General features: G+C 58.1%; 11 protein-coding genes and 1 pseudogene. 7 read left to right on the top strand and 5 right to left on the bottom strand.

All coding sequences use genetic code 11. From position 1 onward, the window contains the following. Positions 1-252, bottom strand: a pseudogene (locus AAAB16_RS02755) (beta (1-6) glucans synthase); the annotation flags it as partial. 418 nt (positions 253-670) lie between these two features. On the opposite strand from AAAB16_RS02755, the gene AAAB16_RS02750 reads away from it, so the two are divergent. From AAAB16_RS02750 to AAAB16_RS02740, 3 genes are all read left to right on the top strand, one after another. Beyond that, positions 671-1525 carry a glycine betaine ABC transporter substrate-binding protein gene (locus tag AAAB16_RS02750; RefSeq protein WP_340661956.1) on the top strand — a complete coding sequence of 285 codons (855 nt, stop codon included), beginning with the start codon at positions 671-673 and terminating at the stop codon, positions 1523-1525. A 267-nt stretch (positions 1526-1792) separates the two neighbouring features. Next, the gene (locus AAAB16_RS02745; RefSeq protein ID WP_340661955.1) at positions 1793-2104 is read left to right on the top strand and encodes a DUF485 domain-containing protein; all 312 of its coding nucleotides are present in this window, start codon (positions 1793-1795) and stop codon (positions 2102-2104) included. Next, positions 2101-3759: a cation acetate symporter gene (locus tag AAAB16_RS02740; RefSeq protein WP_340661954.1), complete on the top strand. Its 1659-nt coding sequence runs from the start codon at positions 2101-2103 to the stop codon at positions 3757-3759. The genes AAAB16_RS02745 and AAAB16_RS02740 overlap by 4 nt, the downstream gene beginning before the upstream one ends. Before the next feature lie 233 nt (positions 3760-3992). On the opposite strand, the gene AAAB16_RS02735 is transcribed toward AAAB16_RS02740, so the two are convergent. Then, a complete protein-coding gene (locus AAAB16_RS02735) occupies positions 3993-4151 on the bottom strand; it encodes a DUF3309 family protein (RefSeq protein WP_108095509.1) in 159 nt (52 codons plus the stop codon). Between the two features lie 145 nt (positions 4152-4296). Here AAAB16_RS02735 and AAAB16_RS02730 point away from each other — a divergent pair, with 145 nt between their 5' ends. The 4 genes from AAAB16_RS02730 (at position 4297) to AAAB16_RS02715 (ending at position 8543) form a co-directional block, all read left to right on the top strand. Next, a complete protein-coding gene (locus tag AAAB16_RS02730; protein WP_340661953.1) occupies positions 4297-4677 on the top strand; it encodes a DUF2784 domain-containing protein in 381 nt (126 codons plus the stop codon). A 116-nt stretch (positions 4678-4793) separates the two neighbouring features. After that, the gene (locus tag AAAB16_RS02725) at positions 4794-5597 is read left to right on the top strand and encodes an SDR family oxidoreductase (protein WP_340661952.1); all 804 of its coding nucleotides are present in this window, start codon (positions 4794-4796) and stop codon (positions 5595-5597) included. Between the two features lie 110 nt (positions 5598-5707). Beyond that, positions 5708-6910 (top strand): MFS transporter, encoded by a 1203-nt coding sequence (locus AAAB16_RS02720; RefSeq protein WP_340661951.1) that lies wholly within the window; start codon positions 5708-5710, stop codon positions 6908-6910. Positions 6911-7070: 160 nt separating this feature from the next. Further along, entirely contained in the window at positions 7071-8543 is a 1473-nt protein-coding gene (locus AAAB16_RS02715; protein ID WP_340661950.1) for an inorganic phosphate transporter, read from the top strand. A 170-nt stretch (positions 8544-8713) separates the two neighbouring features. On the opposite strand, the gene AAAB16_RS02710 is transcribed toward AAAB16_RS02715, so the two are convergent. The 3 genes from AAAB16_RS02710 to AAAB16_RS02700 form a co-directional block, all read right to left on the bottom strand. Further along, positions 8714-9082 carry a PH domain-containing protein gene (locus AAAB16_RS02710; RefSeq protein ID WP_340661949.1) on the bottom strand — a complete coding sequence of 123 codons (369 nt, stop codon included), beginning with the start codon at positions 9080-9082 and terminating at the stop codon, positions 8714-8716. Between the two features lie 49 nt (positions 9083-9131). Continuing rightward, positions 9132-10487, bottom strand: coding sequence for an MATE family efflux transporter (locus AAAB16_RS02705; RefSeq protein WP_340661948.1), 1356 nt, complete (start codon positions 10485-10487; stop codon positions 9132-9134). A 158-nt stretch (positions 10488-10645) separates the two neighbouring features. Then, positions 10646-10984, bottom strand: a complete 339-nt coding sequence (locus AAAB16_RS02700; protein ID WP_110616313.1) for a tryptophan synthase subunit beta — start codon at positions 10982-10984, stop codon at positions 10646-10648. Positions 10985-11063: the final 79 nt, after the last annotated feature.

Genomic DNA, 11063 nt, shown 5'->3' with positions numbered 1-11063 from the left:
GTGGAACCGGGTGGCCAGCAATGCCAGGTCGGCATCCATTCGCTCGGGGCGCAGGGCAAATGGCTGGTCGAACGGCGATTGGTCCTTATCAAATGGGGTGTACGACGCGCACTGCAACTTGTGCGTTGGCGTGGCGGCATCGGGCAGTACAAGCGGTTTGCCCAGGCCGTACCACAGGCCGCCAATGGCGAACACGGCGAGCAAGAAGGCAAACGCATAGGGCAAGACGGGAAAACGTGAAGGTGCGGGCATAGTGTTTAGGCGCGTCTGGGAGCAAAGCCGCGCAGTTTACCTGCATTCCCGTTATTTAGCGTAGAGGCGCCGTGGACCAGTGTTAGCGCATGTAAATGATGCTGGCTGGCGGGTTGTTGAACGCGCGTTCAATCAAAAAAATCAAGGGTTTGCAATCGCCAAAATGACGTTCTGCCGGGCATAGATAACTGCCTTGTCGTTTCCAGCTGGGCGGTGTCGTTTCTTGACTGTGTTCATGTCGTTCTCGGAGCAGGTGCCATCATCGGTTGGGTCGATTATCGACGCGTCGGCACACGACTGACTCAGGGCGTGGGCCTGCAACACGGTTGCATGGGCATCGCTACTAGATAGAGCAAAGACAAACAAAACCACCTGCCACTCGGCAGTCGCCGGGCCACTATTTTCGGGGAACAGACTTATGAGCAAAATGCGTCGGTTATTGGGTTTGGGTGCCGGTTTGGCACTGGCACTGAGCACCGGTTTGGCAGGTGCGGCAGATAAACCCACATTGAAAATCGGCTATGTCGATGGCTGGTCCGACAGCGTCGCCACCACCCACGTGGCCGCAGAAATCATCAAAGAAAAACTCGGCTACGACGTACAGCTGATGCCTGTTGCCACCGGCATCATGTGGCAAGGCGTGGCTAAAGGTCAGCTCGACGCCATGCTCTCAGCCTGGCTGCCAACCACCCACGGCGCCTACTACGAAAAGCTCAAGGACCAAGTGGTCGATCTGGGCCCGAACTTCAAAGACGCCAAAATCGGTCTGATCGTGCCTGAGTACGTAAAAGCCAAATCCATCGGCGACCTGCAAGCCGAGAAAGCCGGCTTTGGCGGCCGCATTGTTGGCATCGACGCTGGTTCAGGCGTGATGCTGAAAACCGACCAAGCGATCAAAGACTACGGCCTGGACTACAAACTGCTGGCCAGCTCCGGCAGCGCCATGACCGCTGAACTGGCTCGTGCCATTCGCTCCGAGAAACCCATTGCGGTAACCGGCTGGATTCCGCACTGGATGTTTGCCAAATACAAACTGCGCTTCCTGGAAGACCCGAAACTGGTTTACGGCGAAGCTGAACATGTGGACAGCGTGGCCAACCCAGGCCTGGAAGCCAAAGCACCAACCGTGGTCGCCTTCCTGAAGAAATTCACCTGGACCCCGGATGAAATCGGCAGCGTGATGCTGGCTGTAGAAGAAGGCGCCAAGCCTGCAGAAGCCGCCAAGAAGTGGGTGGCAGAGCACCCGGACCGCGTTAACGAGTGGCTGAAGTAAGTTAGCCCGCGTTTTACCAACAAAGCCGCTCACTGAGCGGCTTTGTTGTTTCTGGGGGGGTTGTGTTTGTTCATAAATCGCTTGGTGCGCACAGCGCACGCACCCTACAAAGCCAACGCCGCGCCGTAGGGTGTGCTGTGCGCACCAGGTGGACGTAGGTAGGGTTGCGACCATGGTCGCGAATAAGACTAAGGTCGTCTGTCTTCCGGCCATGGGCGAACTAGAGTTACCTCACCAGCAACCCGTGCTGCGGAGGATAAAAATAAAATGAACGACAGCATCTACGAGCGAATTGAAAAGAGCTCGAAGTTTAGAGAATTGGTAGCCAAGCGCGAGCGTTTCGCTTGGATACTGTCCGCCATCATGCTTGGCCTGTATGTGGCCTTCATCTTGATCATTGCGTTCGATCCCGCGCTGTTCGGTACGCCGATCAGCGAAGGGTCGCCGACGACGTGGGGTATTCCGGCCGGTATCGGCCTGATCCTCTCGGCCTTTGTGCTCACCGGTATTTACGTATACCGCGCCAATGGCGAGTTCGACGATCTGAACCAAGCCATTCTGGATGAGGTGAAGCAATGATTGCCCGTATTCTTGCCGCCTGCGGCTTGCTCGCTTTTACCCAGGCCGGTTGGGCTGCCGACGCCATTTCCGGTGCGGTCCAACGCCAGCCCGTCAACGTCTCCGCCATTGTGATGTTTGTCGCCTTTGTGGGCGCCACGTTGTTCATCACGTATTGGGCCTCCAAGAAAAATAACTCCACCGCCGACCATTACGCCGCTGGCGGCAAAATCACTGGTTTTCAGAACGGCCTGGCGATTGCTGGCGACTATATGTCGGCGGCCTCGTTCCTGGGTATTTCCGCGCTGGTGTACACCTCCGGTTATGACGGCCTGATCTACTCGATCGGCTTTCTCGTCGGCTGGCCGATCATTCTGTTCCTGATCGCCGAGCGCCTGCGCAACCTGGGCAAATACACCTTTGCCGACGTGGCGTCCTATCGCCTGAAGCAGAAAGAAATTCGCACCCTGTCGGCCAGCGGTTCGCTGGTGGTGGTGGCGTTTTACTTGATCGCACAGATGGTCGGTGCCGGTAAGTTGATCCAACTGCTGTTTGGTCTGGACTACCACGTCGCGGTCATTCTGGTTGGTATCTTGATGGTGCTCTACGTGCTGTTCGGCGGCATGCTGGCCACCACCTGGGTGCAAATCATCAAGGCGGTGCTGTTGCTGTCCGGTGCCTCGTTCATGGCGCTGATGGTGATGAAACACGTCAACTTCGACTTCGGCACGCTGTTCTCCGAAGCGGTGAAAGTGCACGCCAAAGGCCAGGCCATCATGAGCCCTGGGGCGCTGGTGAGTGACCCGGTATCGGCGATCTCCCTTGGCTTGGCGCTGATGTTTGGTACCGCCGGCCTGCCGCACATTCTGATGCGCTTCTTCACCGTGAGCGATGCCAAAGAAGCCCGTAAGAGCGTGTTCTACGCCACTGGGTTTATCGGCTACTTCTACATCCTGACCTTTATCATCGGCTTCGGCGCGATTCTGCTGGTAAGCACTAACCCGGCGTTTAAAGACGCTGCCGGCGCGCTGTTGGGCGGTAACAACATGGCCGCAGTGCACTTGGCCAATGCGGTTGGTGGCAGCTTGTTCCTGGGCTTTATCTCGGCAGTTGCCTTTGCCACCATTCTGGCGGTAGTGGCTGGGTTGACCTTGGCCGGCGCGTCGGCGGTGTCGCACGACATCTACGCCAGCGTGATGAAAAACGGCAAAGCCAACGAAAAAGATGAACTGCGTGTCTCGAAGATCACCACCATCGCCCTCGGCGTACTCGCCATTGGCCTGGGCATTCTCTTTGAGAAACAGAACATCGCCTTTATGGTTGGCTTGGCGTTCTCCATTGCTGCCAGCTGCAACTTCCCCGTGCTGTTCCTCAGCATGTACTGGAAAAACCTCACCACCCGCGGCGCTATGGTCGGTGGCTGGTTGGGCCTGATTACCGCGGTCACCCTGATGATCCTTGGCCCAACCGTTTGGGTGCAGGTACTGGGTAACGCCAAGGCCATCTTCCCGTACGAATACCCAGCCTTGTTCTCGATGGTCGTAGCCTTTGCTGGTATCTGGTTCTTCTCCATTACCGACAAATCCACCTCGGCCGGCGAAGAGCGCGCACGCTTCCTGCCGCAATTCGTGCGCTCGCAAACTGGCCTGGGTGCCAGTGGTGCAGCTGCACACTAACGAGCAAAACTCTGAGTGATTTGGGCAGCCTTCGGGCTGCCTTTTTTTATGCCGTTTCACTTAGCGCAATCCATCCGTCATTCCCGCAGGGCGGGACTCCAGATTCTTGTGGGCAGCGGTGTTCGGCGCAGCGTCCTGGATCCCCATTTTCGTGGGGATAACGGAGTAGCGGCGGGTTTTGTGCAGGCCATAAAAAACCCCGCCTGGGCGGGGTTTTTTAATGTTGGCGGGAACTAGATCCTGCCAAGCAACGCCAGAATGATCACGATGATCAAAATGGTGCCCAGAATGCCTGACGGGCCGTAGCCCCAGCTTCTGGAGTGCGGGTACAGCGGCAGACCGCCGACCAGGAGGAGAATAAGTACCACGATCAGAATTGTGCTGAGGCCCATGGTTGGATTCCTTGTTCTAGACCATTAAATGCAACTTCCTTCAGAGGCCGCCCACAACCGTTGCGCTTGCCTCGTCTATTAACTACGACTCAGGCTGCTTTCTAATGATTCAGGTTTTTTTCTGCGGCGTTGAGGAGACGTGACAATGGGCTATCGCCTGGCAGCCGACGCCGTGGTGTTGGTGCACTTGTTGTTTATCGTGTTTGTGCTGTTTGGCGGCTTGCTGGTGCTGCGCTGGCGATGGTTGGCGTTACTGCATTTACCAGCCGTTGCGTGGGGCGCCGCGGTGGAATTCCTACACCTGTACTGCCCGCTGACGCCGTTGGAAAACCACTACCGTCAGGCGGCGGGGCAGGCCGGTTACGAGGGTGGGTTTATCGAGCATTACCTGATCCCGCTGATTTACCCCAGCGGCCTGACCCATGAGTTGCAACTGCTGTTTGGTAGTGTGGTGGTTGTGCTCAACGGCGCGGTGTATCTGTACCTGTTATGGCGCCTTATAAACCGCCGCGAAGGCCGGGCATGAGTGCGGTTTGCTTAGGTCATTCAGCAGCCTAATGGTGCGTGGGCTAGGCAAATGCCTTCGCTACACTGGCATCACTCCTCACCCATAACGACTACAGATAACAAGGCAGCCTTACTATGCAAAATCGCATGATGATCACCGGCGCAGGTTCTGGCTTGGGCCGCGAAATCGCGTTGCGTTGGGCGCGCGAAGGCTGGCAATTGGCGCTCTCCGATGTCAGCGAGCCGGGCCTGGCCGAAACCCTGAAGCTGGTGCGCGAAGCCGGCGGCGACGGTTTCACCCTGCGCTGCGACGTACGCGACTACAGCCAGCTGACGGCTCTGGCACAAGCCTGCGAAACCAAATTCGGCGGCGTCGACATTATCGTCAACAACGCCGGTGTGGCCTCCGGTGGCTTTTTTAGCGACCTGTCGCTGGAAGACTGGGATTGGCAGATTTCCATCAACCTGATGGGCGTGGTCAAAGGCTGCAAAGCCTTCCTGCCGCTGCTGGAAAAAAGCAAAGGCCGGATCATCAACATCGCCTCCATGGCGGCGCTGATGCAGGGCCCGGCGATGAGCAACTACAACGTCGCCAAGGCCGGTGTGGTGGCGCTGTCGGAAAGCCTGTTGGCCGAGCTTAAGCAACAGGAAATCGGTGTGCACGTGGTGTGCCCATCGTTCTTCCAGACCAACCTGATGGACTCCTTCCGCGGCCCAACTCCAACCATGAAAGCCCAGGTTGGCAAGTTGCTGGAAAGCAGCCCAATCAGCGCTGCAGACATCGCCGACTACATCTACACCTCGGTGGCCAACAACGACTTTATGATTCTGCCCCACGAACAAGGCCGCATGGCTTGGGCGTTAAAGCAGAAGAACCCAAACGCGCTGTACAACGAAATGGCGGTGATGGCCGAAAAGATGCGCGCCAAAGGTAAATAACGCCTCAGCGGTTAAAACTTGTCTGACTGGTCAATTATTTTGCCAGTCAGGCTTGTGAGGCACCGTTGTTGAATAGTAGGGTTGCTGGCCCGGCCTGCCTGGTCGTTGCTATGTTGACTACTCCTGTGAAACCCATCCCTCGGGCGCTTTTATTCGTCGCCCTGGTGTTGGCGGCGATCAATTTGCGCCCCGGCATCACGTCCCTCGCGCCGCTGATCGAACTGATCGCTAACGAACTGTCCCTTAGCCGTGGCCTGATGGCCCTGACCACCGCCTTACCGGTGTTGTGCATGGGTTTGCTTGCCCCTGTGGCGCCACGTTTGGCCGTGCGCTTTGGTTTGGAACGCACTATCGCCGCTTGTATGGCGTTGATTGGCGGGGCGGTGGCGCTGCGCCTGTTTGGCCATAACGCGGTGGTGCTGATTGGCAGTGCGGTGTTTGTGGGTGCCGGTATTGCCGTGGCCGGGCCGCTGTTGTCGGGCTATATCAAGCGCCATTTTGTCGGCAAGGTTGGCCGCGTGGTGGCGTGGTATTCCTTTAGCATGACCATCGGCGGCGCCGGTGGCGCGGTGCTCACCGGGCCTCTGACTTCGGTGTTCGATGAACGCTGGCATTGGGGTTTGGCGATCTGGGCGGTGCCGGCGTTATTAGCCTTGCTGATTTGGCTGTGGGTGCCGAATAAAAAGGAAAACCCGGCAGAGGTGGGCAGTGGCGGCGGGTTGCCGTGGCGCGAGCCGCGGGCCTGGGTAATCACTGGTTTCTTCGCCATTCAGGCTGGCTTGTTCTACACCTTGGCCACCTGGCTGTCGGCGCGTTATCTGGAAGTGGGCTTCTCGCCATTGCAGAGCAACACCTTATTCAGCTCGTTCATGATGATCGGCCTACCGAGCGCCTTTGTATTGCCCTGGTTGGCGCAGCGCTACGACAACCGCGCGCAGTTGCTGCTGGTGTGCGCTATTACCTCGAGCGTGTGCCTGGGCATGATTTCCTTCCTGCCAACGTTACTGCCGCAACTCTGGGCGCTGCTGTTGGGCTTTGCCCTAAGCGGCTCGTTTGCGTTGTCGCTGGTGCTGCCGATGTACGAAGTGAACACGCCGCTGGCGGTTAGTCGCTGGACGGCGATGATGCTCTGCGCCGGCTACTGCATCAGCAGTTTTACGCCGATCCTCACCGGCTTGGTGCGGGATATCACCGGTAGCTATCAGGTGCCGTTTATCGTGCTTACAGGCCTTGCCACCAGCATGATTGTGCTGGCGTTTATGCTGCGACCACGCAAAGCCCAGGACGCCAGCAGCCCTGTCGCGCAGCAGTAACAATTTGCCGCACCAGAGCGCAGCCCGCGTGGGCTGCGGCTTTGTGACGGTGGCATGACGGTATTTCTCTACTAGCATTACCGACTGGCAGTTTTGTCGATTTGCTCACGGCGGTTATCTGGCATAATCGCGCCCCCTTTCGACCTGAACAGAAAACCACATGTTTGATCTTTTCAGCGGGCTAGAGCCCTGGGTGCTCGTCAGCTTGATCCTGGCCCTGGCGTTCGTCCTGTTCTTCGAGTTCATCAACGGCTTTCATGACACCGCCAACGCGGTGGCGACGGTCATCTATACCAAGGCCATGCCGCCACATTTGGCGGTGATGCTGTCCGGCCTGTTCAACTTTCTCGGTGTATTGCTTGGCGGTGTCGGCGTGGCCTATGCCATCGTGCATTTGCTGCCGGTTGAGCTGCTGATCAACGTAAACACTGGTCACGGTCTGGCCATGGTGTTCTCGCTGCTCGCTGCGGCTATCACCTGGAACCTGGGCACCTGGTACTTCGGTATTCCGGCCTCCAGCTCGCACACCCTGATCGGCTCCATTCTTGGCGTGGGTCTGGCCAATGCGCTGATCACCGACATTCCCCTGGCTGACGGGGTGAACTGGCAGAAGGCGATCGACATCGGTATGTCGCTGATCGCTTCGCCTATCGCCGGTTTTGCCGTGGCGGCCTTGGTGCTGTTGGGCCTGAAGTGGTGGCGCCCGCTGTCGAAGATGCACAAAACCCCCGAGCAGCGCCGCAAGATCGACGACAAAAAACACCCGCCATTCTGGAACCGTCTGGTGCTTGTGCTCTCCGCCATGGGCGTGAGCTTTGTGCACGGCTCCAACGATGGGCAGAAGGGTATTGGTCTGATCATGCTGGTGTTGATCGGCATCGTGCCGGCTCAGTTTGTGCTGGACTTGAACAGCACCACTTACCAGATCGAACGTACTCGCGACGCCACCGTGCACCTGAGTCAGTTCTACGACCGCAACCGCGACAGCCTGGGCGAGTTCCTGGCCTTGGGCAAAGGCAACACCGCTGAAATGCCGGAGCTGTTCCGCTGCAACCCACAACAGACCGAAGCCACCATCGCTGGCCTGTTGACCGACCTTAAAGGCGTGAGCGACTACCACAGCCTGGCACCGGACACGCGCATTCAAGTGCGTCGTTACCTGCTGTGCCTGGACGACACCGCGAAGAAAGTCGGCAAGCTCGACAGCCTGGCTTCGCGTGAAAAGTCCGACCTCGACAAGCTGCGTAAAGACCTCACCGCCACCACCGAATACTCGCCGTTCTGGGTGATTCTGGCCGTGGCCCTGGCCCTTGGTATCGGCACCATGGTCGGCTGGAAACGCGTGGTACTGACCATCGGCGAGAAGATCGGCAAACAAGGCATGACTTACGCCCAAGGCATGTCGGCACAAATCACCGCTGCCTGCGCCATCGGCCTGGCCAACGTGTTCAGCTTGCCGGTGTCCACCACCCACGTGCTGTCCTCCGGCGTGGCCGGCACCATGGTCGCCAACAAAAGCGGCCTGCAGGGCGGCACCGTACGCAATATCCTGCTGGCCTGGCTGCTAACCTTGCCTATCTCCATGGGCTTGGCCGCTGGGTTGTTCTGGTTGGCTACGCGGTTTGTTGGCTGAGTAAGTAGCTGGAAAGAAAAAGCCCCGCCATGTGCGGGGCTTTTTTATGCAGGTTGATAGTGGGCTGGCCTGTTGGGCTTCGCCTTCGGCTCAACCCAACCTACGAATGCACCGTAGGTCGAGCACAGCGAAGCCCAGCGGGGCAAACTCAACCCAAGCGTGCCAGCCGCCTACAACACATGCTTGGAAATCAGCCGAGAGATTTCCACTATCGACGTACGCCCGGTGAACTCGAACTTCACTTTGCCCAGCGAAGAAAAATAGATCTCCAACTCCGAGTCCAAATCAAACGTGCCCGAGGTTTCTACCGAGTAGGCGACGATGTTTTTGTACGGCAGGGAGGTGAAGTCTTTTTTGCTGCCGGTCAGGCCCTGCACGTTCACCGCGATGATGCGTTTATTGGTAAACACCACGCCGTCGCGCATCGACTTGTAGGAGTCGATCACCTGCTCACCTTCCAGCAATAACGAACTGACACGCTCGGCGTATTCGTCGTTTTGCTTGAGTTTGAAAAAGCCTTTGTTGTTGAAGTCGATCATGGGGAGTGTCCTTTTAACCCGATAAAAATAGAGGCTGGTGGGTGGGCTTTTAAACCAACCGCTTAATCTGCCGATGCCGCCACACCAGTTTGTAATACAGCACCTGCAATACCAGCATGGTCACGTAGGCCAGTGGAAAGGCCATCCACACGCCTTGCAAGCCAAAGTGCGTATCCAGCAGGTAGGCCGCTGGCGTTTGTACGCCGAGGATGCAGAAGATTGAGATGACTACTGGCATCAGCACCACACCGCTGGCGCGCATGATGCCGCCCACCGCGGCTTGGTAGCCGAAGATGAGGATGCTCCACAGCATGATATGCAGCAGGTGTTCGGCCTGGGCGCGGGTGGCGGGGTCGGTGATAAACAGGCCCAGCAGCCAGTGCGAGAGGGCGTAGCCGAGCAGCACCAGGCCACCGGTCAGAAAGGTGTTGATCAGCAGGCCGGTGCGCAAGATGGCGCCGATGCGTTCCAGCTGGCCGGCGCCAATCGCTTGGGCACCGAGAATGGATGCGGTGATGGCAATCGACAGTGCCGGAAATTGCACGTAGTTGGCGATCTGCGTAACCGCGCCGTAGGCAGCAGTGGCCTGCGAGCCGTGTTGGTTGACCAGGGCCAGAATCACCAATTCCGACAGCGAAATCACCACCATCTGCACACCGGTGGGCAGGCCGATGCTCAGCACTTTACCGAGGATTTCACGGTTTAGACGTAGCGCTTTTAGCAGTTCGCGGTCCGGTGCCAGCACATGCTGTTTACTGCGCAGGCGCACGGTCAGAAGCAGCATGGCCAGCAGGTTGCTGATCAAGCCGGCAATGGCGGCGCTTTGAATGCCTAGCGGCGGTAAACCCAACCAGCCTTTGATCAAGGCTGGGGTCAGCAGCAAGCCGGCGACCGTGGAGACGATAAGTGCAAGCAGCGGTGAGAGGGTGTCGCTAACGCCGCGCAACAGCTGAGTGAACAACACGAACACCAGCAGCAGCGGCATGGTCAGCATCATCACCTGCATATAGGCTGTGGCATCGTCTAATACGTCGGCGGGGGTGCCCAGCGCTTGCAAGGCGTGGCGGGCGAAAATGCTGCCGAGCACGGCGGCCACCAGGCCGATCAGTGCGCCAAGGGTGAGAGTGGCACCGGTAATGGCCTTGACCATATGCGGCTCCCGCGCGCCCCAGGCCTGGCCGATCAACACCGAAGCACCGGCGCCCAAACCGATCACCAGGGCGATAAAAAAGAACACGATGGGAAACATCCCCGACACCGCCGCCAATGCCTGGGTACCGAGCATCTGCCCGATGTAAATGCTATTGAGCGTGCCCGACAACCCCTGTAAGAAGTTGGACAGCACCATCGGCACCAGAAAGATCAGATACACCTGCCACAGCGGGCGTTGGGAAGCGGCTTGCATCAAACGGGCTCGCGATTTGGCGGGTGGTCATATCAGCATGAAAGCCGGGGCTTTGCACCTATCCAGCCGAATGCTTTTAACCCGTAGGGCGTGCTGTGCGCACCATGGGACCACGCCAATCGCCTGGTGCGCACAGCGCACCCTACGAGGCTTAGCGGTCAAATCACCCCGGAGTCATCATCGTTAATCAGCTTATGCAACCCGCCCAGGGCTTCGCGCGATTGGGTGCGGCTGAGCAGTTTGCTTTGCGCGGCCGGTGGCAGGTCGGTGATGCGCAGCACGCCTTTGTTCATCAGTACCGAAATCAAGTCGTCAATTACCCGGATCATTTCCAGGTCGCTTTGCTTGAGTTGCAGCAGGTTGCTTTCAACGCTCTGGTTGGCGTACCAGGCTTGCACGTCGTGGTCATCGGCATGGGCCGTGCCGGTGGCGCCGTCGAATTCGGCGGCTTCTACTCGCGTTAGCTCGCCGTAACTGTTGCGCTGGATGTACAGCATCAGCAAACCCTCTTGTTGTAGTTGGTGTAGCGGCGCCGAGTGGCGTGCAAACGCAAACCCTGCCAGTTGTGTGTAGCGC

Source organism: Pseudomonas sp., assembly GCF_037994325.1.
Classification (GTDB): Bacteria; Pseudomonadota; Gammaproteobacteria; order Pseudomonadales; family Pseudomonadaceae; genus Aquipseudomonas.
This window is presented reverse-complemented; position numbering and strand designations above follow the sequence as displayed.

Excerpts from the sequence above, each read along its gene's own strand:
- AAAB16_RS02740 (WP_340661954.1), top strand. The coding sequence starts at position 2,101 with ATGATTGCCCGTATTCTTGCCGCCTGCGGCTTGCTCGCTTTTACCCAG.
- AAAB16_RS02700 (WP_110616313.1), bottom strand. The coding sequence starts at position 10,984 with ATGCTGTACATCCAGCGCAACAGTTACGGCGAGCTAACGCGAGTAGAA.
- AAAB16_RS02710 (WP_340661949.1), bottom strand. The coding sequence starts at position 9,082 with ATGATCGACTTCAACAACAAAGGCTTTTTCAAACTCAAGCAAAACGAC.
- AAAB16_RS02720 (WP_340661951.1), top strand. The coding sequence starts at position 5,708 with ATGTTGACTACTCCTGTGAAACCCATCCCTCGGGCGCTTTTATTCGTC.
- AAAB16_RS02705 (WP_340661948.1), bottom strand. The coding sequence starts at position 10,487 with ATGCAAGCCGCTTCCCAACGCCCGCTGTGGCAGGTGTATCTGATCTTT.
- AAAB16_RS02735 (WP_108095509.1), bottom strand. The coding sequence starts at position 4,151 with ATGGGCCTCAGCACAATTCTGATCGTGGTACTTATTCTCCTCCTGGTC.
- AAAB16_RS02745 (WP_340661955.1), top strand. The coding sequence starts at position 1,793 with ATGAACGACAGCATCTACGAGCGAATTGAAAAGAGCTCGAAGTTTAGA.
- AAAB16_RS02750 (WP_340661956.1), top strand. The coding sequence starts at position 671 with ATGAGCAAAATGCGTCGGTTATTGGGTTTGGGTGCCGGTTTGGCACTG.
- AAAB16_RS02715 (WP_340661950.1), top strand. The coding sequence starts at position 7,071 with ATGTTTGATCTTTTCAGCGGGCTAGAGCCCTGGGTGCTCGTCAGCTTG.
- AAAB16_RS02725 (WP_340661952.1), top strand. The coding sequence starts at position 4,794 with ATGCAAAATCGCATGATGATCACCGGCGCAGGTTCTGGCTTGGGCCGC.
- AAAB16_RS02730 (WP_340661953.1), top strand. The coding sequence starts at position 4,297 with ATGGGCTATCGCCTGGCAGCCGACGCCGTGGTGTTGGTGCACTTGTTG.